23 protein-coding genes are annotated in these 23,803 nt (G+C 59.0%); 12 read left to right on the top strand and 11 right to left on the bottom strand.

Annotated elements, in window-relative coordinates; translation table 11 throughout:
• Positions 1-147: 147 nt before the first annotated feature.
• From D8V06_RS03625 to D8V06_RS03645, 5 genes are all read right to left on the bottom strand, one after another.
• The gene (locus D8V06_RS03625; protein ID WP_130904537.1) at positions 148-615 is read right to left on the bottom strand and encodes an SRPBCC family protein; all 468 of its coding nucleotides are present in this window, start codon (positions 613-615) and stop codon (positions 148-150) included.
• A gap of 28 nt (positions 616-643) precedes the next feature.
• Entirely contained in the window at positions 644-4,060 is a 3,417-nt protein-coding gene (locus D8V06_RS03630; RefSeq protein WP_130930450.1) for a non-ribosomal peptide synthetase, read from the bottom strand.
• Positions 4,061-4,073: 13 nt separating this feature from the next.
• Positions 4,074-5,003: a diiron oxygenase gene (locus tag D8V06_RS03635; protein WP_056852029.1), complete on the bottom strand. Its 930-nt coding sequence runs from the start codon at positions 5,001-5,003 to the stop codon at positions 4,074-4,076.
• Entirely contained in the window at positions 5,000-5,776 is a 777-nt protein-coding gene (locus D8V06_RS03640) for a DUF3050 domain-containing protein (protein WP_130930451.1), read from the bottom strand. Before D8V06_RS03640 ends, D8V06_RS03635 begins: the two co-directional genes overlap by 4 nt.
• A 650-nt stretch (positions 5,777-6,426) precedes the next feature.
• Positions 6,427-7,137, bottom strand: a complete 711-nt coding sequence (locus tag D8V06_RS03645; protein WP_056852031.1) for a GntR family transcriptional regulator — start codon at positions 7,135-7,137, stop codon at positions 6,427-6,429.
• Between the two features lie 197 nt (positions 7,138-7,334).
• Between D8V06_RS03645 and lapG the strand changes: the two genes are divergently transcribed.
• On the top strand, positions 7,335-8,027 hold the full coding sequence (gene lapG, locus D8V06_RS03650) for a cysteine protease LapG (RefSeq protein ID WP_130930452.1): 693 nt from the start codon (positions 7,335-7,337) through the stop codon (positions 8,025-8,027).
• A gap of 13 nt (positions 8,028-8,040) precedes the next feature.
• A complete protein-coding gene (gene lapD, locus D8V06_RS03655; protein ID WP_130930453.1) occupies positions 8,041-9,987 on the top strand; it encodes a cyclic di-GMP receptor LapD in 1,947 nt (648 codons plus the stop codon).
• Between the two features lie 74 nt (positions 9,988-10,061).
• Here lapD and D8V06_RS03660 read toward each other — a convergent pair whose 3' ends face one another.
• Positions 10,062-10,427: a hypothetical protein gene (locus D8V06_RS03660; protein WP_056852035.1), complete on the bottom strand. Its 366-nt coding sequence runs from the start codon at positions 10,425-10,427 to the stop codon at positions 10,062-10,064.
• 226 nt (positions 10,428-10,653) lie between these two features.
• Here D8V06_RS03660 and D8V06_RS03665 point away from each other — a divergent pair, with 226 nt between their 5' ends.
• The 4 genes from D8V06_RS03665 to D8V06_RS03680 are packed head-to-tail and all read left to right on the top strand — an operon-like array spanning position 10,654 to position 14,342.
• Positions 10,654-11,544, top strand: coding sequence for a TauD/TfdA family dioxygenase (locus tag D8V06_RS03665; RefSeq protein WP_130930454.1), 891 nt, complete (start codon positions 10,654-10,656; stop codon positions 11,542-11,544).
• Positions 11,545-11,561: 17 nt separating this feature from the next.
• Positions 11,562-12,587, top strand: a complete 1,026-nt coding sequence (locus tag D8V06_RS03670) for an ABC transporter substrate-binding protein (protein WP_056852037.1) — start codon at positions 11,562-11,564, stop codon at positions 12,585-12,587.
• Between the two features lie 5 nt (positions 12,588-12,592).
• Positions 12,593-13,453, top strand: a complete 861-nt coding sequence (locus D8V06_RS03675; protein WP_130930455.1) for an ABC transporter ATP-binding protein — start codon at positions 12,593-12,595, stop codon at positions 13,451-13,453.
• 22 nt (positions 13,454-13,475) lie between these two features.
• Positions 13,476-14,342 carry an ABC transporter permease gene (locus tag D8V06_RS03680; protein ID WP_130930456.1) on the top strand — a complete coding sequence of 289 codons (867 nt, stop codon included), beginning with the start codon at positions 13,476-13,478 and terminating at the stop codon, positions 14,340-14,342.
• A 57-nt stretch (positions 14,343-14,399) separates the two neighbouring features.
• On the opposite strand, the gene D8V06_RS03685 is transcribed toward D8V06_RS03680, so the two are convergent.
• On the bottom strand, positions 14,400-15,260 hold the full coding sequence (locus tag D8V06_RS03685) for an RHS repeat-associated core domain-containing protein (protein WP_130904527.1): 861 nt from the start codon (positions 15,258-15,260) through the stop codon (positions 14,400-14,402).
• A 313-nt stretch (positions 15,261-15,573) separates the two neighbouring features.
• On the opposite strand from D8V06_RS03685, the gene D8V06_RS03690 reads away from it, so the two are divergent.
• The 4 genes from D8V06_RS03690 to D8V06_RS03705 all read left to right on the top strand — a co-directional run bounded on the left by D8V06_RS03690 (position 15,574) and on the right by D8V06_RS03705 (position 20,894).
• Positions 15,574-16,491 (top strand): LysR family transcriptional regulator, encoded by a 918-nt coding sequence (locus D8V06_RS03690; protein ID WP_130930457.1) that lies wholly within the window; start codon positions 15,574-15,576, stop codon positions 16,489-16,491.
• Positions 16,492-16,708: 217 nt separating this feature from the next.
• Positions 16,709-18,241, top strand: a complete 1,533-nt coding sequence (locus tag D8V06_RS03695) for an MFS transporter (RefSeq protein ID WP_130930458.1) — start codon at positions 16,709-16,711, stop codon at positions 18,239-18,241.
• 26 nt (positions 18,242-18,267) lie between these two features.
• Positions 18,268-19,332 carry an HlyD family secretion protein gene (locus D8V06_RS03700; protein WP_056852042.1) on the top strand — a complete coding sequence of 355 codons (1,065 nt, stop codon included), beginning with the start codon at positions 18,268-18,270 and terminating at the stop codon, positions 19,330-19,332.
• Positions 19,329-20,894 carry an efflux transporter outer membrane subunit gene (locus tag D8V06_RS03705; RefSeq protein WP_130930459.1) on the top strand — a complete coding sequence of 522 codons (1,566 nt, stop codon included), beginning with the start codon at positions 19,329-19,331 and terminating at the stop codon, positions 20,892-20,894. The genes D8V06_RS03700 and D8V06_RS03705 overlap by 4 nt, the downstream gene beginning before the upstream one ends.
• A 7-nt stretch (positions 20,895-20,901) precedes the next feature.
• On the opposite strand, the gene D8V06_RS03710 is transcribed toward D8V06_RS03705, so the two are convergent.
• Both D8V06_RS03710 and D8V06_RS03715 read right to left on the bottom strand, forming a co-directional pair.
• Positions 20,902-21,660: a slipin family protein gene (locus D8V06_RS03710; protein WP_130908218.1), complete on the bottom strand. Its 759-nt coding sequence runs from the start codon at positions 21,658-21,660 to the stop codon at positions 20,902-20,904.
• A gap of 2 nt (positions 21,661-21,662) precedes the next feature.
• Positions 21,663-22,193, bottom strand: coding sequence for an NfeD family protein (locus D8V06_RS03715; protein WP_130930460.1), 531 nt, complete (start codon positions 22,191-22,193; stop codon positions 21,663-21,665).
• Between the two features lie 196 nt (positions 22,194-22,389).
• Here D8V06_RS03715 and D8V06_RS03720 point away from each other — a divergent pair, with 196 nt between their 5' ends.
• Positions 22,390-22,851, top strand: coding sequence for a YbaK/EbsC family protein (locus tag D8V06_RS03720; RefSeq protein ID WP_056852046.1), 462 nt, complete (start codon positions 22,390-22,392; stop codon positions 22,849-22,851).
• A 113-nt stretch (positions 22,852-22,964) separates the two neighbouring features.
• Positions 22,965-23,210: a DUF2789 domain-containing protein gene (locus D8V06_RS03725; RefSeq protein WP_056852047.1), complete on the top strand. Its 246-nt coding sequence runs from the start codon at positions 22,965-22,967 to the stop codon at positions 23,208-23,210.
• A 4-nt stretch (positions 23,211-23,214) separates the two neighbouring features.
• Here the strand turns inward: D8V06_RS03725 and D8V06_RS03730 are convergent, their stop codons facing one another.
• Both D8V06_RS03730 and D8V06_RS03735 read right to left on the bottom strand, forming a co-directional pair.
• Complete coding sequence (locus tag D8V06_RS03730; RefSeq protein ID WP_056852048.1) at positions 23,215-23,499, bottom strand: type II toxin-antitoxin system RelE/ParE family toxin; 285 nt, start codon at positions 23,497-23,499, stop codon at positions 23,215-23,217.
• Positions 23,496-23,774, bottom strand: coding sequence for an antitoxin of toxin-antitoxin stability system (locus D8V06_RS03735; RefSeq protein WP_130930461.1), 279 nt, complete (start codon positions 23,772-23,774; stop codon positions 23,496-23,498). The genes D8V06_RS03730 and D8V06_RS03735 overlap by 4 nt, the downstream gene beginning before the upstream one ends.
• Between the last annotated feature and the right edge of the window lie 29 nt (positions 23,775-23,803).

The raw sequence follows: 23,803 nt of genomic DNA on the forward strand, positions 1-23,803 counted from the left end.
ATCGCCGATGGTAGTGTGGGGTTTCCCCATGTGAGAGTAGGTCATCGTCAAGATTCAAATTCAAAACCCCTGTCTGCTAACGCAGACAGGGGTTTTGTCGTTTCAGGGCAGCCAAAAGCCGTTGGCGGTCACCGCAAAACAAAAGCCTTATACAAATAACTTCAACACATTGTTCATCGCATCATCGGCAAAGCCCTGGACGAACGCCTGGAACCCTGGCATCGCGTCAGCACCTCCCTGCGCCGGTTCGGCGATGATCGTCCAGGTCGCAACGGATTTGCCTGAATCAATGGGAGTCACCTGCATCGCCGCCCACAGATTGGCCACACCCAGGGTGTTGTAGATCGTGGTCCAGGTCATGCTCATCGTGTGATCGTCGTGGGAGTTGAGTTGCTCGACGACAAGGTTGCCGTCCCTGAAGTGCTTTTTGCGCAGGGAAGCCACTCCCTCACCCGTCATTTCAATGTGCGACAGCGCAGGTATGAATCGGTCGAAGCCGGCAAAGTTGCCGACAACGGCCCAGACCCGTGCGGCCTCGGCAGGGATTTCCACCGAGGATACAACGTGGCAGCCTTGTGGATTTTGGATCAGGGTATCGGGTTGCAGAGTGCTCATGGTTTTGCTCCGTGCGGGTTGGGATGACTCAGATGAAATTGATTTCCTTGAGGTAGTCGCAGCCACGGCGCAGCAGCGCCGTGGTCTTTTCCGGATAACACGCGCCCATCTGCCACACACCGGCCTGGGCGTTGTCGTGACCGATCATCGAGATGTCGCCGATGTCTTCTTCAAAGCCGTTGAGGTAGAAGCCGAGCACGCCGAACAGCGCGTTATCGCTGTCGACCCGAGCCAGTTGCTGCTGCCAGTCTGCAACGCTGACCAATGAAAATTCCTGCCCGGCTTCACGAAACGACGCCACGTATCGGTCCCAGCTCAGGGGCTCGGGGTTGTGCAGGTTGAACACCGCTTTTTCCGACTGATAGCGGCTGGCATGGAAGGCGATGAAGCGGGCGAGGAAGTCCACCGGCATCAGATCGAAATTCAGCGCGAACTCCGGCACCTGGCCCAGTTGGATCGAGCCTTTGAGCATCAACATCAAACGGTTCTTGTGTGGCTGGCAGACGCCTGTAAGGCTGTTGAAGCTGATGTTGCCGGGGCGATAGATATTGACTTGCACACCGCGCTCCCGCGCCCGTTGCAGGATCCGCTCGCCGACCCATTTGGACAGGTTGTAGCCGTTCTTGATGTAGATGGGTGGAGTCTGCGCGGCGGGCAGCTCCAGTACCTTGCCATCTGCGGAAACCGCGCTGGAAGCCGAGAGCGTCGAGACGAAGTTGAAGATCTTTTTGCTGTGTCCTTCGCAAAGCCGCAGGCATTCGAAAATCGGCTCGACGTTGTCCCGCGCCAGCGATTGGTAATCGAGTACGTGATTGACGTTGGCGGCGTTGTGCACCAAGGCGCCGAACTCTCGATCCAGGCGCAGGTAGTCCTCGTCGGCCAGCCCCAGGCCTGGCTGGGTGATATCTGCCGCGTACACCCGCACCCGACTCAGGTCCAGATGCTCCAGGCGGTTCTCACGCAACGCCTGAGCAAACCGCTCAGCCGCCGTTTGCCCGTTGCCGTCGCGGACCAGACAAGCGACTTCACTGGCACCCCACCCCAACAGCGCTTCGACGATGTGCACCCCGACGAAACTGTTGGCGCCGGTGACGATGACTTTGTGTACATCGCCCAGACGGCTGATGGGCAATGGCTGCACATGCAGTTCGCGAGAGGCATCGGCCAAGGCTCGGTCGCTCAATACTTCTTCACGGCCTGAACCCCGCACCAGTGTCGCAAGCTTGGTGATGGTAGGCAGTTCGATGAAGCGGTTGATCGATATGCTGCGACCGAATTCTTCGCGCAAACGCAGGAGCATGCGCGACAACAGGATGGAGTGACCTCCCAGATTGAAGAAGCTTTCATCGGTGGAAATATCGCCGGCCGGCAACTCCAGCAGATCGGCCCAGATCTCCAGCAGCAGCGCTTCATCGGCATTGACCGGCAGGCGTCGCGGGGTGTTTTCGCTGACACTGACCGGCAGCGCCAGCAGCGCTTTGCGATCGACCTTACCGTTGCTGGCGTACGGCATGCCCGCCAGTTCGGTCCACGCCACCGGCTGCATGTACTCCGGCAGATACTGCATGGCGTGAGCCTTCAGCGCATTGCGCGCCATACCGCCATGGTGTTCTTGAGGCTGTGCAAGGAAGGCCAGGATTCGACGATGGCTGTCGATCACCACCGCCACTTGGCGGTACAACTGGCTGTCGCGCAGGCAGCGTTCGATCTCTTCTGGCTCGACTCGGAAACCGCGAATCTTTACCTGATTGTCGCGCCGTCCGCACAGCTCGATCCCTTCGTTCGTCCACTTCGCCATGTCCCCGGTGCGATAGACACGCAAGTGCTGGCCATCAGGCAACGTCAGGGTCAGATAGCGTTCGGCGGTCTGCTGCGGGTTGTTCAGATAACCCAGGCACACACCGGGCCCTGCGATGTACAACTCACCGACGGCATGCTCTGTCACCGGTTGCAAATCATCATCGAGGATCAGCACCTGACTGTTGGCGATCGGATCGCCGAGGGTCCGGTTGTTGTCATCTCTTTGCAACTGCCGCGCAGTAATCAGCACGGTGGCTTCGGTGGGGCCATAGAGGTTGTGGAGATTGCCTTGGCGAGTCAGTTGCTGGATCACCCACGGCTCGCAGACATCACCACCCGTCATCACGTGTTCGAGGTTGTGCAATGACTCCAGCGGCAGAATGCTCAGCAGCGCTGGTGGCAAAAAGGCGTGGCTCAGTTGCCGAAGACGGATCAGCTCCACCAGTTGCAGCGGATCGCGGCGCTGGTCTTCAGCAGGCACGATCAATTCGGCACCCTGCAGCAGCGTCGGGAAAATATCGATCAGCGATGAGTCAAAGCTCAGTGAGGAAAATTGCAGAACCCGACTCGCTTCGGTCAGCTGCACATAGTCGGCATACCATGCGGTGAAGTGAGCAAGATTGGCCTGGCTGAGCAACACGCCTTTGGGCTGGCCGGTGGTTCCCGATGTGTAGAGGGCCATGCACGGCGCCTCAAGCACGGGGCGTTGACGCATCAACGGTTGCTCAAGATTGACGTCGCTGGCATCGATCGAAGTGATATCGATTCCCGGCATTTGCGCGGCAAGCGGATGCCGACCGTCATGCAGGAGTAACACCGCGCCGGCATTTGACAGGATGAACCGCTGACGTTGCAGCGGATGGCTTGGTTCCAGGGGTAAATACACCGCGCCGCTGCCCAGAATCGCCAGGATCCCTGCGTACAACGCGCTGCATTTCGGCAGGCAGATTCCCACCACCAACGGGGCTTCATGCTGGCTGAGCAAGGGCTGCAATCGCTGCTCGATAGCACGGCTCAGGGTGTGCAACTGGCGATAGTCGAGGGTGGTCCCGGCAACGGTCAACGCAGGCCTGTCGGCACTCTGAATGAAACGCTGTTCAAGCCGTTCGATCATCGGTATTTCGGCGAGCTCCAGCAGCCATGGTGCAGCGGTTGCATTACGGCGATGGATGTAAGCGAGGCTGTCGAGATACAGCAGGTTTTCGAACGTTGCGAAGTGAGGGCAAATGGCCGGTTGTGCAAGCAGGAAATACTCAGCGTCGCGGGAGTAGCGACTGACCAGCAGGGCGACGTGATCCACCAGTTCCTTGATTGCGCGCAGACGCAGTGCCTGACCATTGCCCGAGGGTTCATCGGCAATCGGCACGCGACTGACCAAAGTCGCATCAACGGTGAATAACAGATCCAGCGGCGATAATCCTGAAGCTGGCGAAGGGCCGATGCCCAGTTGCAGCGTCAGGCGCGGTGCAGGACTGAAAACAAGCGGGTTCAGGCTGGCATCATCGATCATCAGATCCAGATGCTCCGGCAAGGGTGCATCGATTGTCGTTACCCGTGTCAGTGCATGACCGTGTTGTTCGAGTTCCAGCGCCAGGTCGGTCAGGGCCTGGCTGTGGCCGGCAAGCAGAATTTCGAGACGTCTCATGACAGGTTCCTCGTCAAAGCAAATAGTCACTCAAGGCGCTTTGCACGCACGGCGAATCGAGCAGCGAACTGCTGCGGAAAAACCGCACGATGTTGGCGACCAGCGGGTGATGGCGATTGATCGGGAAGGCCAGGCCGGACACCTCATTCTTGAGGGATTGGCGCGCGGCATCGCTGATCTGCAAAGCGTCGATCAGTTGGAAGTCAAAGGCCTTCTGGATGTCGTTGGTCAGGTAGTGGCCGATGAACACCGGGAGGATTCGCGCGATGCACTCTCGGTCGTCTGCGCTTGCGGTGTGCCAGTAGATGCGCACCATCCGCGACCAGAATCCGGAGTGCCGGCCCTCGTCGAGCAAGTGGTCGGCCATCAAGCCCTTGATCGACTGCTTGACGGTATCGTCCTTGGCGAACGCGGCAACGTCACCGGTCACGGTGTTTTCGGCAATCGCCACGCAAATCAGCTCCACAGCGCTGCGCAGGTGTTCCGGTGCCATAGCGATGGCTGCCGGGATCGCCCGGCTCAACTCGATTTCTTCAGGCAGCCCGATGGGTGTGATGCCAGTCATGGCGATGGCCTGCTGCATGAAATCCATGGCGACCAACGCGTGGTAATCCTCATCGACCACCACCGTCATGGCGTCGTAGCGACAGGCGAACGGGAATGCCACGGCGAAGCGATTCTTGGCAATGCTACGGGCGGTCTTGTCGACGATTTCCGTTTCGAAGATCACCACGTCATTGATGAATTTGTAGAGCGTCTGCACCAGGGCGAAGTCGCGCTGCTCCGGGCACTCGCGCACAAACGTCTGGCTGAGAACCAGCGGTTGCCGGCTCAGCGGATAAATCAGCCTGTCGTCGTTCTCCAGCAGGCGACGCGGGCGTGTGCGGATGGTGGCGCGGCTCTCCCAGGCATCGGCGAACGACAGATAGTCGGCGGCGTTCATGGGTTCACCTCCGCCAGAGGCTCGTTCATGCTCAGGCGCAAGCCGTCCCACAGAGCGATGCGACTGTCTACGGCGGCGATGGCGCTGGCGTACACGTCTGCTTCGCGTTGCGGGTCGCTGTCGACCAGTCGCGCGAGCAGTCGTTCTGCAGCGGGGCCGTGGTCTTCAGCGTCGACCTCGATGTGGCGTTCCAGGTAGTAGCGAAATGTCGGGGCTTGTTCGATACCGATACCCCAGTCGTCGAGGATGCGCTGGAACATTTGTGGAATCACACTCTCGCGGCCATGCAGAAATGCCGCTGCGACACTGTGGCCAGGCGCATGCAAGGCGGTGTGCAGCGTATGGCGCACGAACCGCGCGGCCGCCGGGTTCACCTTGATACTTTGCAACGCTACTTCATAGCTCACGCCTTCCTGCTGCAGCGCCACAAACCGCTCGACGGCGGTCGTACTCGCGCCGACTTCGCGCATGGCATCCAGGTACAACTCGAAATGGCTGTAGTGGCCTTGAGCGGGGCGGTCATCGGACTCTTCGCCCAGTACGATCTCGTTGATCAATCGTGCCGCCTGCGGGTCGCGTGGCGGGAGCCAGGGCAATTGCGTACAGGTCAGCTCCTGTTGCAGTCGTTTGGTCAGCGACATGAAATCCCAAACCGCAAAAACATGGGTTTCCATAAAACGCCGCAATACTGGAAGTGAGTGTATTTCGGAGAATATCGGGTGCGCACTCAGTTGCGATTTTTTTTGTTCAAGATGCTCTTTGGTTGGTTTCATCGGCGAGCCTTTAGTTGTCTGGTATGAAGGAGTGGTCACTCTTTATTGTTGGTAAAAGTTTTCTTGTGGCGAGCGAATGCCTCAATCTGAATGATTTTGTTAAGGTGCTGTAAGGGCTGCTGCTGTGGCTTCTCAGCCGGCGCCATATGTCGGCCTGGAAAAACTAGTACACAAATTAAGTGTCGGGCAAGTTATTTTTCAGATATTTGAAAGTTCAACTTTTTCGGGCGTGGCAAGTTTCTATAAGACTTTTTGAATAAGTTTTATTTGGTCGTAGTTGCTCCTTCCGTCTTTTAAAAGTCAGAATTTTAATAAAGAGTGAATGCCTCACTCGAAGCAACATTCTGGGTTAAATCGTTGAAGTGATATGAGGGGGAAGTTCGCCGGGAATAGCGCCGACTCTCCTGTTCCCGTGGCAAGGCTCCTTCCGTAGGTTCCTGGTGCGGGGGGCTGCTGCTTAATTGCGATGCGTCGCCCCGTTCATGGGTTGTCGGCACCCCAGGAGTGAGCGTAATTCAAGACAGCCGCTATCACCGAATTCGGGAATCGGAGAGGGCATAAGGGGATGGGAAATTTGTAAGTGGATCGTTCGGTTTCAAGCGGGCTGGGCGCGGCATGACGGAAAGGGAGCAAGCTCCCTCATCACTGTTTTACTTGGAGAGTTTTCGACTTTGGGCTTCAGGGCTGGCGAGGTAACGGGTGATGACCTCGACGCCACGATTGAGGTGATGAACCAGCAACTTCACCGAACTGTCGACATCCCGCTCTTGGGCAGCATGCAACATGGCCCGGTGGTCTTCCTGGGACAATTTACCCAGGCCCATTGCTTCCAGATTGAAGCGCAGGAAGCGTTCTTCCTCGTTCAAGCCATCTTCCACCAGTTTCAGCAGGCGCTTATTGGGTGCCTTGCTGTACAGCGACATGTGGAACAGGCGATTGAGCCGGCCGATTTCGCTGTAGTCGTGTTCGGTTTCCAGCTCATCGATATAACGGGCGGCCTGTTCGAGGTCAGCAATCTCCAACAGCGGCACCGACATGCGCAGCGCCTCGGACTCCAACAGTATCCGCAGGGCATAGGTTTCCGCAGCGTCGCCTTGAATCAGCGGCGCGACAACCGCGCCTTTATGGGCGACCACGTTGAGCAGCGCCTGTGCTTCGAGCTGACGCAGGGCTTCGCGCACCGGCATACGGCTGACACCGAAGAGGTCGGCCAGATCTTGCTGGCGCAGAGCGATGCCGCAGGGCAGGCGACCATCGAGAATCGCCGAACGCAGGGTTTCCTCGATGACTGAGCGAGCCAAGTGAGCGGGAATCGGCCCGTTGACCTTGATACTGCTGAGCGGATTGGGCTTTTGTGTCACTACTACGCACCCTGATTGGCTATTTGGTTTTTTGGATCCAACTGACACTAGTAACTGCCTGGAGGCTTGTCAAACGCGCAACGCAGCGCTTTCTTTGAGTCTAGCGCGCCCTTGGTGATCTCACCGTGCCATTGTTTTTTAGCGGATTAACCTACACCATCAACCGACTTCCAACTGTCTACCCTGGATGCCGCGCATTGGCAGTACGTTTCCCGATACCCCGGATGTTGTGCTGGCTGTGCGGTGCGATGCTGTTGGCCGGTGTAATGCTGGGCGATGTACTGGGCGATTGGGATTTCTCGTCGATCAGCCGCCGGGCGCAGGCATTGTACGGACCTTTGGGCGAAGGTCAGCAGCGTATTGATGACTGGCAATACTTGCTGGCCAGCCAGAGCAAGGCCAGCGAACTGGAACAGCTCGACCGGGTCAACCGGTTCTTCAACCAGCGCATACGCTACGTCGAAGATGCCGACCTGTGGCATCAGGCCGATTACTGGGAAACGCCGATCGAAGCCCTGTTCAAAGGCGCGGGCGATTGCGAGGACTACGCTATCGCCAAGTATTTCAGCTTGCGTCATCTGGGCGTTGCCAGTGACAAGCTGCGCATCACCTACGTGAAGGCGCTGCAATTGAATCGTGCGCACATGGTCTTGACCTATTACGCGAGCCCCCAGGCCATGCCGCTGGTGCTCGACAGCCTGATCGATGATATCCGGCCAGCCAGCCAACGAACGGATCTGTTGCCGGTCTACTCTTTCAATGCAAACGGGTTGTGGTTGCCCGGTGCCAAGGGCAACCAGAGGGTCAGTGACAGCAAGCGTCTGTCTCGTTGGCAGGACGTGCTGAAAAAAATGCAGGCCGAAGGATTTCCGGTCGAGTCGATTAACTAGGAGCCGCCCACAGATGTCATTGTTCAAACAGCTGTTGATCGCAATCTGTCTGTTCCTGGTCATCGCCTTCACCGGTAGCTTCATGGTCAGCCTGGAGAGTTCGCGAACTCAGTACGTCAATCAGCTGCGCTCCCATGCCCAGGACGCCGCTACGGCGCTGGCGCTGTCCCTGACGCCGAACATCGATGATCCGGCAATGACTGAGTTGCTGGTCAGTTCGATTTTCGACAGCGGCTATTACGCGAGCATTCGCGTGGTCGATCTGGCAAACGACAAGACGTTGGTCGAGCGCAGTGGCATCCCGGCCGACACCGACGTCCCGGCCTGGTTCGTCAAATTGATCGGGCTGGAACCTGCCGGTGGCGACGCGATCGTCAGCCGTGGCTGGGAGCAGGCCGCGCGGGTCGAAGTGGTCAGCCACCCCATGTTCGCCCTGGCCAAACTGTGGCAGAGCGCGTTGGGCAGTCTGGCGTGGTTGCTGCTCTGTGGGGTGGTCAGCGCGATACTGGGTGCGCTGTTGTTGCGGCGCCAGTTGAAACCGCTGGATTACATGGTCCGGCAGTCCCACGCCATCGCCCGTCGCGAGTTTCTCAGCTTGCCCGACCTGCCGCGTACCCCTGAATTACGGCGCGTGGTGCAGGCGATGAATCAGATGGTCGAGAAGCTCAAGGCGCTCTTTCGGGAACAGGCCGAGCGCAGTGAAAAACTGCGGGCGGAGTCTTATCAGGACAATTTGACCGGGCTGGCCAACCGGCGATATTTCGAGATGCAATTGCATGCGCGGGTGAGTAACCCTGAACAGGCCAGCTCTGGTTATTTGCTGTTGTTACGGGTTCAGGATCTGGCGGGCCTCAACCAGCGCCTGGGTGGGCAACGTACAGACGAATTGTTGCAGGCGGTCGGCGAGCAACTTTCCAGGGAGTGCGCCCGATACCCGGAAACCCTGAACTTGGTCACACGCATTCGTGGTGGTGAATTTGCCGTGCTGGCGCCGGGGCTGGTGCGCGAAGAAGCGTTGCAGTTGGCGCAGCACCTCGACAGCGCCATGACCAGCCTGCACGCGACCGGAGCGACGGACGTGACCAAGGCGGCCGCGATCGGGTTGGCGCCATTTGTTTATGGCGACGCCCCGCCATCCGTGCTCGCATTGGCGGATCAGGCGTTGGCGCAAGCTGAAGGCCTGGGTGATTCGAACTGGGTCTGCCTTGACCAGAGCGCTTTGGCCGGTGTCGGCGACGATCATCATGCCTGGCACGATCTGCTGGATCAGGCGCTGAAGCAGCGGCGCTTCACCTTGTTTTTTCAACCGGTGGTGGCCAGCCAGGACACGCAATTGGTGCTGCACTACAAAGTGCTGTCACGGTTGATCGACGATCAGGGCCAGAGCATTCCGGCAGGGCGCTTTCTGCCGTGGCTGGAGCGGTTCGACTGGACGGCGCGACTGGATCGCCTGATGTTGGAGTTAGTGCTGGAACAGATGGCCGACCACGAATCGACCCTGGCACTGAACCTGTCTTCGGCAACCGTTGAAGATCCACAGGCATTGAATGCGCTGTTCGAGCTGCTGCGCTCGCATTCCAATCTAGGGCCGCGACTGACCCTGGAAATCGGCGAAGAACAACTGCCGGACCAGGCCGTGCTTGAAGATCTGACACGGCGCCTGCGCGAGCTCGGGTTCACGTTGAGCCTGCAACGTTTTGGCGGGCGCTTCAGCATGATCGGCAACCTGGCGCGGCTGGGGCTGGCGTACTTGAAAATCGATGGCAGCTACATCCGTGCGATTGATCAGGAGAGCGACAAGCGCTTGTTCATCGAGGCTGTTCAACGGGCGGCCCACAGCATTGATCTGCCGTTGATTGCCGAACGGGTCGAGACCGAGGGCGAACTGGCGGTGATTCGCGAGTTGGGGGTGTATGGGGTTCAGGGGCGGTTGGTAGGTGAGCCGAGGCCTTGGGGGTAGGGCTTTAATTATTTGTCGTCTGTAATGCCGCTTTCGACTTGCCCGCGATGGCGTCAGTACAGGCAATAAAAAACTCAGATCACCCCATCCTCATCATCATCCACCAAATGACTCAACCCACCCAACGCCTCCCGCGCCTGGCTGCGGTCCATGAGTTTGGCCTGTGCCGGCGCCGGCAGGTCGGTGACGAGGATCACACCTTTGTTGATCAGCACTTCGATCAAATCGTCGATGACCCGGATCATTTCCAGGTCGCTCTTGCGCAATTGCTTGAGCTGTTTGATCTGCTGGAGCTGGTTGAGGCTTGTGTTCATCAGTTCATTGGCAAACCAGGCCTGGAGGTCAGGATGGTCGGCCGGCAGCGTTTCCGTGGCTTCGGCGTAGTCTTGGGCTTCGACGCGCAGCAGTTGCCCGGCTGTATCGCGTTGCACGTAGAACATGGAACATTCCTCACAGAGAACCGCGTCATGCTGTCAGCAGCATAGGCGAATTCAGCCATATGGTTATTCGCTAACGGTATTTAAATTCCTTTTCTTATATCTATAAAGTCAACCACCTGCGTACCTGCCGACCAATCGGCGCGCCGCACGACACGAACCAACACGATATCCGTGAGTTTCTGATCGTCGCGCGCGCCCTTGAGCGTGCCGTGCGTGGGAGTGATTTATGTCAGCAGCCGTATCCGCAGCGCCAGCCATCGCGCCACAACACTTTGAAGTTCGCCCGTTCAGCGGCGCAGTGGGCGCCGAAATCATCGGCCTGGATTTGTCCCGCCCGATCAATGATCAGGACTTCGCCCGCATCCATCGCGCCCACCTGGATCATCATGTGGTGGTGTTCCGCGACCAGCGCATCACCCCCGAACAACAGATCGATTTCAGCCGCCGTTTTGGCGTGCTGCAGATCCATGTGCTCAAGCAGTTTTTGTTGGCCAACCACCCGGAAATCCTCATCGTTTCCAACATTGTCGAAAACGGCCAGAACATTGGCCTCGGTGATGCCGGCAAGTTCTGGCATTCCGATCTCTCCTACAAGGAACTGCCGAGCCTGGGTTCGATGCTGCATGCCCAGGAACTGCCATCCGAGGGCGGCGACACGCTGTTCGCCGATATGCACAAAGCCTGGGACGATTTGCCGCTGGCGCTACGCAAAGCGGTGGAAGGCCGCTCGGCGGCGCACTCGTACACGGCGCGCTACAGCGAGAGCAAATTCGAAGGCAACTGGCGCCCGACGCTGACCCCGGAACAGCTCGCCCAAGTGGCGGAAGTCATTCACCCGGTGGTGCGCACCCACCCGGAAAATGGCCGCAAGGCATTGTTCGTCAGCGAAGGGTTCACCACCCGCATCGTCGGCCTGCCGCAGGACGAGAGCCGGCAACTGCTGGCCGAATTGTTTGCCCACAGCGTGCTGCCGCAAAACATCTACCGCCATCAATGGCAGGCCCACGACCTGGTGTTCTGGGACAACCGTTCGCTGATTCACCTTGCCGCCGGATGCCCCAGCCATCTGCGCCGCAAGCTGTATCGCACCACCATCCAGGGCGACGCGCCTTTCTGATTTGCCGGAGATCGATCATGTCCAAACGTCTTCCATTCACACCGCTGGCCGCCGCCATCGGCCTGGGTTTCAGCCTGATTGCCGGTAGCCTGGTGGCGCCGAGCGTGGCCCAGGCCGAAGGTGAAATCCGCATCGCCGAACAGTTCGGCATCGTTTATCTGTTGCTCAACGTGGTGCGCGATCAGAACCTGATCGAGAAGTACGGCAAGCAGGAAGGCCTCGACATCAAGGTCGACTGGACCCAGCTCTCGGGCGGTGCAGCGGTCAACGATGCGCTGCTCGCAGGCTCGATTGACATTGCCGGTGCCGGTGTCGGCCCACTGCTGACCATCTGGGATCGCACCCACGGCAAGCAGAACGTCAAAGCCGTGGCCTCCCTGGGTAACTTTCCGTACTACCTGGTGAGCAATAATCCGAAGGTCAAAACCATTGCCGACTTCACCGAGAAGGACCGTATCGCGGTGCCGGCCGTGGGTGTCTCCGTGCAGTCGCGCTTCCTGCAATACGCCGCCGCCAAACAGTGGGGCGACAAGGATTTCAATCGCCTCGACAAGTACACCATCGCCGTTCCGCACCCGGATGCCACGGCAGCGTTGGTGGCGGGCGGCACCGAGTTGACCGGGCACTTTTCAAACCCGCCGTTCCAGGATCAGGCACTGGCCAATCCGAACGTGCACGTGGTGCTCAACACCTATGACCTGCTCGGCCCGAACTCACCAACGGTGCTGTTCGCCACCGAGAAATTCCGCAACGAAAACCCGAAAACCTACAAAGCCTTTATCGATGCCTTGACCGAAGCAGCCACGTTCGCGCAGAACGATAAAGGCGCGGCAGCCGACACCTACATTCGCGTCACCAAGGCGAAAATCGACCGCGCGGCGTTGCTGAAAATCATCGACAACCCGCAGTTCGAATTCAGCGTCACGCCGAAAAACACCTACCCCTTGGCCGAGTTTCTTTACCGCGTCGGCGCGATCAAAAATAAACCCGATTCATGGAAGGACTACTTCTTCCAGGACGCCAAACCACTGCAAGGGAGCTGATCGACATGAATGCCCCCTTGCAAGGCCACACGGTCAGCAAACCGGCCACGGCAGCCCAGGCGCTGTTGTCGGTCGATAACGTCAGCCTCGAATACCGCACGCCGCAGCGTGTGGTGCGGGCGACCCATCAAGTCAGTTTCGAGATCGATCCGGCGGACCGTTTTGTCCTGCTCGGGCCGTCCGGTTGCGGCAAGTCGACACTGCTCAAAGCCGCTGCCGGATTCATCCAGCCCGTGGAGGGCGAGATCCGTTTGCAAGGTCAGCGCGTCGACGCACCGGGGCCGGACCGGATCGTGGTGTTCCAGGAATTCGATCAGCTGCCGCCGTGGAAAACCGTCAAGCAAAACGTGATGTTTCCACTGCTGGCTTCGAAAACCCTCAAGCGCAAAGAGGCCGAAGAACGGGCGCTGCACTATCTGGAGAAAGTCGGGCTGGCGGCATTCGCCGACGCTTATCCGCACACCTTGTCGGGCGGCATGAAAGCGCGGGTTGCCATCGCCCGCGCATTGGCGATGCAGCCGAAAATCCTGTTGATGGACGAGCCCTTCGCGGCCCTTGATGCGTTGACCCGACGCAAGATGCAGGAAGAATTGCTGCTGCTCTGGGAGGAAGTGCGCTTCACCTTGCTGTTCGTTACGCACTCCATTGAAGAGGCGCTGGTGGTGGGTAATCGCATCCTGTTGCTGTCACCGCATCCGGGGCGAGTGCGGGCGGAAGTCCACAGCCATCAATACGATTTGCACAGTCTTGGCGGCGTGGCGTTCCAGGAATCGGCGCGGCGCATTCACAGGCTGTTGTTTGATGAAGGCCAGTCGCCGGAAACCGAACACGAACTGGATTTCGCCGATATCTGCATCGCTTATTGAGCCAGTTTGAGAGGAGGGTCCGATGAGCCATTTATCATCCCCGCGTGAAGAATTCGAAACCGTACTACAGCCACTGACCAGCGTACCGCTGGAGCGTGAATTGCCCCTCGGCCAACGTCTATGGCAACAGGGTTGGCTGCGCAAAGGCCTGATCCTGATTTTGCTCGCGGTGTTGTGGGAAGCGGTTGCCCGCTACCAGAACAACGACCTGCTGCTACCGAGTTTTCTGCAAACCGCCAGCGCGCTGTACGACGGCCTGTTCAGCGGTGAATTGCTCGGCAAGGTATGGATTTCCCTGGTTGTGTTGCTCAAGGGTTACCTGATCGGCATCGTCCTGGCGTTCGCCTTGACCACGCTGGCGGTGTCGACGCAGTTCGGTCGCGACCTGCTGAGTACCCTGACCTCGATGTTCAACCCGCTGCCGGCAATTGCACTGCTGCCGCTGGCGCTGTTGTGGTTCGGGTTGGGGCAGAACAGTCTGATTTTCGTGCTTGTCCATTCGGTGCTCTGGGCGCTGGCGCTGAACACCTACGCCGGCTTCCTCGGCGTCTCGGAAACCCTGCGCATGGCCGGGCGCAACTATGGCCTCAAAGGGATGCGATTCGTGCTGTTCATCCTGATCCCGGCAGCATTGCCGTCAATCCTCGCCGGCCTGAAAATCGGCTGGGCATTTGCCTGGCGCACGTTGATCGCGGCTGAGTTGGTGTTTGGCGCGACCAGCGGCAAGGGTGGATTGGGCTGGTACATCTTTCAGAACCGCAATGAGCTGTATACCGACAAGGTGTTTGCCGGGTTGGCGGTGGTTATTTTGATCGGGTTGTTGGTGGAGAATTTGGTGTTTGATTCGTTGGAAAGGGTGACGGTGAAGCGGTGGGGGATGGTGCGGTGAAAAACATCCCCCACTACTCTTGGATGGGTTGATATCGGAGGAGCGATCGATCGTTTTCTACAATGGCTCTTTTCGATCCCTTATATCCCTCACTCGTTTTTGACTCTCTGGAGATAGCGATCTTTTTACCTCATCTGGGTAGCGCGTCCAGATTGTGATCGTTTCCTTATCTGGAGGTCTCCGAGTTGGGGGAATTGGTGTCCAACTTCTGCCAGGATCTGAGTTAAAACCTCCGCGTTGACCGCCATCGGACGAGCCAGGAAGTGAGGCGCTAGTTCCCTGATTAGGCGTAGAGCTTGGCACCCCTCCGACTTTATGATGCAAACCTCCGACTTTCGCAGTGGTAAGAACTGGATTCGACATTGGCCTGGTCCCAAATGTCAGTGTTCCATTCGTAGGTAGAAAATCCGCCGTGTTGGACAAACCGAGTCCTTTAATGCTCGAGACCAAAGCTGTCACTGGGTTGTTGCTCACGGCAACATTCGCCCGATAGGTATTCACAAAGATATTTTTAACATCCATCAAGTTGGCAAAAGCCTTGCTCAGTACGGGGAAGGGCAAATGCCCTGATGAGTCGGTATTCATGACCGGCTCGCCACCGCAATACATATACGCATTCAACCCACCCTCCCCAAACGGGCTCCAACTGTCCGGGCTATGGAACCGCATCAATCGCGGGTTATAGGCGCGGTACCCGTTACCCAGCAAATACCAACCGATATTCGCTTCACGCAACTGACCATTGAACCCCAATCGTGTCTCGACTTTCTGTTGAGCGGATTGCTCGCCATAAGCTGAGTAGGCGATGGTGTGGGTGCGGCCATCGACGATTTCGCCAATGACCGAATGGCTGATGTCGGTAGCCAGCAACACTGTGCGTGAACGGCTGCGGTCGTCTTGATCACCAGGTTGGCTCATGCCGGAGTCTCTACGTAAACGGGGCAGGCCTTGAGTTTTACTCGTATGAATCGGTTTGAGAACTATCAGAACTGATAGTGGCGTGAGTCGTTTTTTTGGGCTTGCTTGTGGGTAGGTGGTGTCAGTTCAGCCGCTTTCGCGAGCAAGCTTCGCTCCTACGAGGGGGGTGTGTCGTACGCCAATTTTGCAGCTGCCCAGATCCCCCGTAGGAGCGAGCCTGCTCGCGATGGGGCCGGTACTGCCTGCACCTCATCCAATCGTTGTTTGCTAGCATTGCGTCTGGATCAATCCGGACCAGAAACGAGTGCTCGCCATGCAACTGCCCGACATGAACCTTTTGGTCGCCCTCGACGCCTTGCTCGACGAGGGCAGTGTGGTCGGTGCTGCGCGGCGGATGAATCTGAGCCCGGCGGCGATGAGTCGGACGTTGACGCGTATTCGCGAGGCGATCGGTGATCCGATCCTGGTGCGCGCCGGTCGCGGTCTGGTGCCCACGCCCAAGGCGCTGGAGTTGCGCGAACAGGTGCGCGATGTGGTGGAGCAGGCCGCGCAGTTGTTTCACTCGGCTCGCGTGGTGGATCTGGGCAGTTTGCGGCGGCGCTTCAGCATACGGGCCAATGACTTTTTCATTGGCATCTACGGCGGCAAGTTGTTCGACACCATGGAGCGCCAGGCCCCGCATTGCGAATTGCGTTTCGCCCCGGAGGGCGACGGCGATGACGAAGCATTGCGCGAGGGCCGCATCGATCTGAGCGTCAGCAACAACCGGCCGCTGATGCCGGAAGTGAAAGTGCAGAATCTGTTTTCCACCCAGTTCGTCGGCCTGGTGCGCGAGGATCATCCCTTGCTCGATCAGGAAATCACCGCCGAACGTTTTGCCGGTTACTCGCATATCAGCATGTCCCGGCGCGGTATCGCCCGCGGGCCGATCGATGCGGCACTCAACGCCTTGGGGCTGGAGCGGCGGGTGGCGGTGATCGCGCCGAGTTTTCATGCGGCAATGTTCGCCTTGCCCGATTCCGACCTGATTCTGCCGGTGCCCCGGGAGACGCTGTTGAGCGTGCGCCGATTGGGGCTGAAGTTGCGTTCGTTCACCCTGCCCATCCCGCTGCCCACCATCGTGCTCAGCCAGGCCTGGCATCCACGCTTCGACAACGATCCCGCCCATCGCTGGCTGCGAGAAACCCTGAAAGCCTGCTGCGACGAGACGTGGCTGGCCGCTCAGCCTTGATGGCCGCAAGGGCCATTAACACCTATGGATGGTGGTTGCGCTGACGCGGCGGTGTTAGTTTTTTCCGTCATTTTCCTGATGAGGCCGTGATCGCTATCGCTTGATTGACGTGGTTCAAATGCTGCGTCCGACGCACTTATAAATTGCCGATAAGTCAGTTTTCGTCAGCGATGAGCGTTCGTAGACTGCCACCTTCTTTTTTCGGAGTTGTACACCGATGACCTCCCTGACGGCCTCGGCGCCTTTGGCTGCGCCCATGACAGCGGCTGCGCCGATGGTGTTTGGCCCACGGCTTATCATTGGCCTGGTGGGCGTGTTGCTGGCTGTGTTGGTCTCCGGCCTGAACGAGATGGTGACCAAAGTCGCCCTGGCGGATATCCGGGGCGCCCTGGCCATCGGCTATGACGAGGGCACCTGGCTGGTCGCCAGTTACGCTGCGACTTCGGTGGCCGCGGCGGCGTTTGCCCCGTGGTGCTCGGTGACGTTTTCGTTGCGGCGCTTCACCCTGTACGCGATCAGTGCATTCACCCTGTTGGGGGTGCTGTGCCCGCTGGCGCCGAACTACGAAAGCCTGTTGGTACTGCGTACTTTGCAAGGCCTGGCCGGCGGGGCACTGCCGCCGATGCTGATGACCGTCGCCCTGCGATTTCTGCCGGCCAACGTCAAGCTCTACGGTTTGGCCGGTTACACCCTGACGGCCACCTTCGGCCCCGGACTGGGCACGCCGCTGGCCGGGCTCTGGACCGAATATGTCGGTTGGCAATGGACCTTCTGGCAAATCGTCGTGCCGTGCCTGATTGCCATGGTCGCGGTGGGCTATGGCATACCTCAGGATCCGCTGCGCCTGGAGCGCTTCAAGCAGTTCAACTGGCGCGGTCTGCTGCTGGGGTTCCCGGCGATTTGCATGCTGGTGATCGGCATTCTGCAGGGCAATCGGCTGGACTGGTTCGAGTCGAGTTTGATCTGCGGTTTGCTGGTGGGCGGGGTGCTGTTGCTGGTGCTGTTTCTGATCAACGAGTGGTCGCAGCCGATTCCGTTTTTCAAGATGCAGATGCTCGGCATCCGCAACCTGTCGTTTGCCCTGATCACCCTGGCCGGGGTGCTGGTGGTGTTGCTGGCGGTGGTGATTATTCCGTCGAGCTATCTGGCACAGGTTCAGGGATATCGCCCGGTGCAAACCGCACCGATCACGCTGATTGCAGCATTGCCCCAGTTGATCGCGCTGCCGTTGGTGGCGGCGCTGTGCAACTTGCGTTGGGTTGACTGCCGTTGGGTGCTGGCGATCGGCCTGAGCATGTTGACGCTGTCCTGCATGGGCGGTTCGCAGCTGACCTCGGCGTGGATTCGCGACGATTTCTATGTGCTGCAACTGCTGCAGATATTCGGCCAACCGATGGCGGTGTTGCCGCTGTTGATGCTCTCGACCGGCAGCATTCAACCCATGGACGGGCCGTTCGCGTCGGCCTGGTTCAACACCGTGAAAGGCCTGGCGGCAGTCATCGCCACCGGGGTGCTGGAAACCTTGACCACCCAGCGTCTGCACTTTCACTCGACGATGCTGGTGGACCGTCTCGGCAATTCGCCTCTGGTCGATAGCGACACTCCGGGCCTTGCCCGTCGCCTGCATGAGCAAGCCGTGGTGCTCGCCGCTTCGGATCTTTACCTGTGCATGGCCGGTGTCGCCGTAGCGCTGATCCTGCTGATTTTCTGGCTGCCGACGCGGATCTATCCGCCGCGCGCACCGACCTGAATGTTCCACTGAAACTGAAGGTTTTTATGACGACTCAATCAAAGCAAAAAGTGGCCGTGAGCGTTGCGGTCGTGATCACGCTGGGCGTTCTGGTTTATCTGCTTTCGCCCAACCTGTTCGGCCAGCGCACGCAGCAGAGCACCAATGACGCTTACGTCTCGGCGGACTACACGCTGGTGGTGCCGCGCGTTGCCGGTTTCATCAAGCAAGTGCTGGTGGAGGACAACCAGCAGGTCAAGGCCGGTCAGTTGCTGGCGCTGATCGATGACCGTGATCTGCGCGCCGCCGCTGAGGCCGCCGCAGCCGAATCGCTGGTGGCGCAGGCGCAACTGCAAAACGCCCGGGCGACTCTGGAGCGTCAAGCCTCGGTGATCGCCCAGGCGCAAGCAAAAGTGATTTCGGCCAAGGCGGAAATGGCGTTTGCCGAACACGAATTGAATCGCTACAACCACCTCGCCGGGGTCGGTGCGGGTACGGTGCAAAATGCACAGCAGGCCCGCACGCGCATCGATCAGGCCAGCGCGCAATTGACCAATGCCACGGCGGTGCTGGCGGCGGAGCGCAAGCAGGTCGACATTCTCGCGGCGCAACGTGACGGGGCTGAAGGTGGCTTGAAACGCGCGCAAGCGAAGCTGGAAATCGCCAGTTATGAGCTGTCGTACACACGCATCGTCGCGCCGCAGGATGGCATGGTTGGCGAACGCGCCGTACGGGTCGGCGCCTATGTCACGCCCGGCAGCAAGTTGTTGGCGGTAGTGCCCTTGGCACAGGCCTACGTGGTGGCCAACTTTCAGGAAACCCAATTGACGAATGTGCAGCCGGGGCAAGCTGTGCAGGTGCGGGTCGATACCTTTGGCGGTGCGGCGCTGAACGGTCATGTCGAAAGTATCGCGCCGGCTACTGGCGTGACGTTCGCTTCGGTCAAACCGGACAACGCGACCGGTAACTTCACCAAGGTTGTGCAGCGGATTCCAGTGAAGATTGTGCTGGAACCGGGGCAGCCGATGGCTGAACGGTTGCGCGTGGGGATGTCGGTGGAGGCGCGGATTGATACGGCCAGTGGCAAGGTGAACGAGGTTGTTCAGCGATGAGTTTTTCAGACAAACATCGATCCCTGTGGCTAGGGAGCTTGCTCCCGCTTGAGTGCGCAGCGCTCACGGATTTTTCGGCCGCTTCGCCGCTCAGCGGGTGCAAGCGCCCTCGCCACAAGGCGTTAGCCCAGTCAGCAGTGTGGGTTTTTAGTTTGTTTGCGTTGGGCGCCTGCACCGTCGGCCCGGATTTCCCTAAGCCCGAATCGCCTCAAGTGACCGAGTGGGCCAAGCCTGCAAAAGCCGCCGCCAGTCAGGTCGTCAACGAGACCCTGGGTGAGCGTTGGTGGGAAGTCTTCAATGACCCGAAACTCTCGGCCCTGAGCCAGCGCGCCCTCACCGACAACCTCGACCTGAAGCTCGCCAGCAGTCGCTTGCAACAGAGCCGCGCCGTGCGCCAGGTGGTGACGGCCGATCGCTATCCCACAACCGCCGTCGGCGGCGGTTACGCACGTAAACGCAACAGCGGCGAAGGCCTGATGGACCCGTCGGGGAACAACGGCAACGCCGCCTTCAATTTGTGGGACGGCGGTTTCTCCGCGTCCTGGGAACTGGATTTCTGGGGCCGGGTGCGCCGCGAAACCGAAGCCGCCGACGCCACTCTCGAGGTCGCCGAAAACGATCGTCGCGGCGTGTTGTTGTCGGTGCTCGCCGACACCGCACAAAACTATATTCAGTTGCGCGGTGTGCAAAATACCCGCGCCGTCACCGAGCAGAACCTCGATGTCGCTCGCCACAGCTTGAAGCTGTCGCAACTGCGTCTGGCGGACGGTGTCGCGACCGATCTGGATGTTGCCGAAGCCGCCGCGCAAGTCGCCGCTATCGAGTCGCGCCTGCCGGCGCTTGAGCAACGTCAGGCGCAATTGATCAACGCTTTGAGCCTGTTGATGGGCGAGCCGCCACAAGCGTTGGCTGCCGAGTTGTCCAGCGACGCGCCAGTGCCGCAGACGCCTCGTCAGGTCGCCATCGGGCTGCCATCGCAACTGGCCGAACGCCGTCCGGACATCCGCGAAGCCGAAGCCCGTTTGCATGCCGCGACTGCGAGCATCGGCGTGGCCAAGGGTGATTTTTATCCGCGCATCACGCTGTCGGGCAATGTCGGATCACAGGCCATGCAACTGAGCGATTTCGGCTCGTGGGGCTCACGGGCATTCGGCATCGGCCCGCAGTTCAGCTTGCCGTTGTTCGACGGCGGACGCTTGCGCGGCGTGCTGAACCTGCGTGAAGCCCAGCAACAGGAAGCCGCCATTGCCTATCAGCAAACCGTACTGCGTGCCTGGCATGAAATCGACGATCAGTTGAGTGCCTATAACGCCAGTCAATTGCGCCGCGACAGCCTGGCCGAAGCGGTGCGGAAAAACCGGGTCGCCCTGCAGACCGCGCAACGGCAATACACCGAAGGAGTGGTGGATTTCGTCAACGTACTCACCGTTCAAAGCGCGTTGCTGGCGACCCAGGAGCAATGGGTCGAGAGTTCTGCTGGCGTGTCGCTGGCGGCGGTTGGCTTGTACAGGGCCTTGGGTGGTGGCTGGCAGTCGGTGTATCCGTTGGCGGCGCAACGCTGAGGACCGCTCAAGGCTTCGACGACAAATCCGCCATGCCCTTGAGCAACTCGATCGGCAACGGAAAGACGATGGTTGAACTCTTGTCGCCGGCAATCGAACTCAGTGTTTGCATATACCGCAGTTGCATCGCACCGGGTTGGCGGCCGAGCATTTCGGCCGCTTGCATGAGTTTTTCCGAGGCTTGCAGTTCGCCTTCGGCGTGAATCACTTTGGCCCGGCGTTCGCGCTCTGCTTCGGCCTGTTTGGCGATGGCGCGGACCATCGATTCATTGAGGTCGACATGCTTGATCTCGACGTTGGCGACCTTTATTCCCCAAGCGTCAGTCTGGGCGTCGAGCACTTGCTGGATGTCGGTGTTGAGCCGTTCGCGTTCGGCCAGCAATTCATCGAGCTCGTGTTTGCCGAGCACGGCGCGCAACGTGGTTTGCGCCAATTGGCTGGTGGCCATGAAAAAGTCCTCGACCTGGATGATCGCTTTTTGCGGATCGAGCACGCGGAAGTACAGCACCGCGTTGACCTTGACCGAAACGTTATCGCGGGTGATCACGTCTTGCGCCGGTACGTCGAGGACCACCGTGCGCAAGTCGACGCGGACCATTTGCTGGATCACCGGAATCAACAGGATCAGGCCGGGGCCTTTGACCTGCCAGAAGCGTCCGAGCTGGAATACGACACCGCGTTCGTATTCACGCAGGATGCGGAAAGTCGCCCCTGCCAATGCGATCAACAGCAGCAGTAGCGCGACAAAACCCAGTTGCAAACCCATGGCTATTCTCCAGCCGCCACCGCGTCAGTCGCGGCCACTTCCAGCGTTAATCCGTTGCGCCCCACCACGCGGACGCGTTGCCCGATGTGCAGCGGTTTGGTGCTCGACACTTGCCAGCGTTCACCCTGCAAATGCACCCAGCCGTGAAAAGCATCGCCAGACTGCAATGACAACACTGGCGTCACGCTGCCCAGCAAGCCGGCGTCGCCGCTGACGTTTTGTCGTGGTCGGGTTTTAAGGGCACGGATCAGCAGAAATATCAGTAGCAATGCGCTGATCATTCCCAGGCCGATCATCAACGGCACGGGCATTTCGGCGTTGGTCAGGATTACCGCGCCGATCACGAACATCACGATCCCGCCCAGGCCGATCACGCCGTAATTGGGCAGGGCAGCCTCGGCAATCAGAAAGGCGATACCAAAGGTAATGAGCCAGATTCCGACGGGATTGGTTGCCGGCAGGCCGGCATCCGCGGCGAGCGCAGAGCCGCTTAATGCCAACAACAAGGCAAAGGCACAACAACGCGTTTTCACGTGACCCTCCGGGAGAGTCGCCAGTGGTTCTGTATTCAGTCTAGTTGACCCGGCATCTGTATGATTTTTGCTCAGATGTCGACTTGTCCGATGGGCGGATTTCCCGTCGAACCGGCCCGGCGGGCCTAGACTTTTACTACGCAGAACAGCGTTAACCAGCGTCCGCCAGGCATTGTTGCGGACATCGAGGTGCATCATGCGTATGGCAAGAACCGTGCAGCGAAGCCTGGAGAAGGCTCAATGCGACTATGACATCGTCAGCCATCCCCACTCGGCCAGCAGCCTGGAAACGGCGCGAGTCGCGGGCATTCCTGCGGAGCGGGTGGCGAAGTCGGTGATCCTGGATGATCACCATGGGCATTATCTGATGGCCGTGCTGCCCGCCAGCCGTCATCTGGACCTGAGCAAGGTCCGCAGCAGTGGTGAGTGGCAGGTATCCCGGGAAAGCAATCTGCCGCATCTGTTCGAAGACTGCGAACGCGGTGCAGTGCCTGCCCTGGGTGAAGCCTATGGGTTGGACGTGGTCATCGATCCATTGCTGACCCGGCAAAAAGACATCTACCTGGAAGCCGGCAACCACACCAACCTGCTACACATGAACATGCCGGACTTCCTGAAAATGCTGCCGCATGCGGAGGTGCGGGAATTGAGCCACTGAATTTGAGTTTTGCTGTGCTTGTGCTGCCGTCTTCGCGGGCAAGCCTCGCTCCTGCAAAGCGAGGCTTGCCCGCGAATGCTGCGAGTCACCTACGTCACCCAATGGAGTCAGACATGGAAAACCCAACCCACAGCCTCCCATCCCTGTTCAAGCAACTGGGCCTGGACGACGACGCTGAAAGCATCGACAAATTCATCGCCACCCATTCACCGCTCAAACCCGAACTGCATCTGGCGGACGCGTTTTTCTGGAGTCCGAGCCAGGCGGAGCTTTTGCGTAATGAAATTCTGGATGACGCCGATTGGGCCGAGGTGGTGGATCAGTTGGATGTGATGTTGAGGAAGGGGCGGGGACTGTAGATGCTCAACTCTTCTCAGGCGGCCACTGTCGGGACGTGTGAACCACCGCGAGTATCCAGATGGAGTCCGCCCAAGACTCATAAACAATGCGGTAATTCTGGTGGGGGATCAGTTCGCGCGTGCCTGCAATGACTCCTGCAGGGCCACTTTCCGGGTAATGGGCAAGCCGGGCTATCGCATCACTGAAACGGGTATCCATTTCGCTGGCTACTTTTGGATTGATGGGATGCAAATAATCCCAAATGTCTGCACGGTCCTGTGCTGCTTGTTTCGTCCAGATTATTTTCATTCTTGCAGGGTCACCTGCATGCGCCTGGCAGCGAACTCTGCTTCAACCTTATCGTTCGTCAGAACGTCGCCGTTGCGTATCGAAGCGCGAGCGATGTCCACTTTGCGTTGCAAGAACGCATCGTATTCGCGCGACTCTCGTTGGGATTGAACAAACTGACGCATCAACTCCCTCACTATTTGCGAGGCTGGACGATGAGCAGCTTGCGCCTCGGCCATAAACTGTTCGCGTAATTCAGACTCAAGTTTCATTGTAAAAACCGCTTGCTTTGACATGGCTGGACTTCTCGGCATTTGTATTGAAA

Source organism: Pseudomonas sp. Sample_24 (assembly GCF_004307605.1).
Taxonomy (GTDB): domain Bacteria; phylum Pseudomonadota; class Gammaproteobacteria; order Pseudomonadales; family Pseudomonadaceae; genus Aquipseudomonas.

Excerpts from the sequence above, each read along its gene's own strand:
- D8V06_RS03635 (WP_056852029.1), bottom strand. The coding sequence starts at position 5,003 with ATGAACGCCGCCGACTATCTGTCGTTCGCCGATGCCTGGGAGAGCCGC.
- D8V06_RS03640 (WP_130930451.1), bottom strand. The coding sequence starts at position 5,776 with ATGAAACCAACCAAAGAGCATCTTGAACAAAAAAAATCGCAACTGAGT.
- D8V06_RS03710 (WP_130908218.1), bottom strand. The coding sequence starts at position 21,660 with ATGGGTTTGCAACTGGGTTTTGTCGCGCTACTGCTGCTGTTGATCGCA.
- D8V06_RS03705 (WP_130930459.1), top strand. The coding sequence starts at position 19,329 with ATGAGTTTTTCAGACAAACATCGATCCCTGTGGCTAGGGAGCTTGCTC.
- D8V06_RS03685 (WP_130904527.1), bottom strand. The coding sequence starts at position 15,260 with ATGAGCCAACCTGGTGATCAAGACGACCGCAGCCGTTCACGCACAGTG.
- D8V06_RS03670 (WP_056852037.1), top strand. The coding sequence starts at position 11,562 with ATGTCCAAACGTCTTCCATTCACACCGCTGGCCGCCGCCATCGGCCTG.
- D8V06_RS03660 (WP_056852035.1), bottom strand. The coding sequence starts at position 10,427 with ATGTTCTACGTGCAACGCGATACAGCCGGGCAACTGCTGCGCGTCGAA.
- D8V06_RS03680 (WP_130930456.1), top strand. The coding sequence starts at position 13,476 with ATGAGCCATTTATCATCCCCGCGTGAAGAATTCGAAACCGTACTACAG.
- D8V06_RS03625 (WP_130904537.1), bottom strand. The coding sequence starts at position 615 with ATGAGCACTCTGCAACCCGATACCCTGATCCAAAATCCACAAGGCTGC.
- D8V06_RS03720 (WP_056852046.1), top strand. The coding sequence starts at position 22,390 with ATGCGTATGGCAAGAACCGTGCAGCGAAGCCTGGAGAAGGCTCAATGC.
- D8V06_RS03630 (WP_130930450.1), bottom strand. The coding sequence starts at position 4,060 with ATGAGACGTCTCGAAATTCTGCTTGCCGGCCACAGCCAGGCCCTGACC.
- D8V06_RS03690 (WP_130930457.1), top strand. The coding sequence starts at position 15,574 with ATGCAACTGCCCGACATGAACCTTTTGGTCGCCCTCGACGCCTTGCTC.
- D8V06_RS03700 (WP_056852042.1), top strand. The coding sequence starts at position 18,268 with ATGACGACTCAATCAAAGCAAAAAGTGGCCGTGAGCGTTGCGGTCGTG.
- D8V06_RS03725 (WP_056852047.1), top strand. The coding sequence starts at position 22,965 with ATGGAAAACCCAACCCACAGCCTCCCATCCCTGTTCAAGCAACTGGGC.
- D8V06_RS03665 (WP_130930454.1), top strand. The coding sequence starts at position 10,654 with ATGTCAGCAGCCGTATCCGCAGCGCCAGCCATCGCGCCACAACACTTT.
- lapD (WP_130930453.1), top strand. The coding sequence starts at position 8,041 with ATGTCATTGTTCAAACAGCTGTTGATCGCAATCTGTCTGTTCCTGGTC.
- D8V06_RS03675 (WP_130930455.1), top strand. The coding sequence starts at position 12,593 with ATGAATGCCCCCTTGCAAGGCCACACGGTCAGCAAACCGGCCACGGCA.
- D8V06_RS03735 (WP_130930461.1), bottom strand. The coding sequence starts at position 23,774 with ATGTCAAAGCAAGCGGTTTTTACAATGAAACTTGAGTCTGAATTACGC.
- D8V06_RS03695 (WP_130930458.1), top strand. The coding sequence starts at position 16,709 with ATGACCTCCCTGACGGCCTCGGCGCCTTTGGCTGCGCCCATGACAGCG.
- D8V06_RS03730 (WP_056852048.1), bottom strand. The coding sequence starts at position 23,499 with ATGAAAATAATCTGGACGAAACAAGCAGCACAGGACCGTGCAGACATT.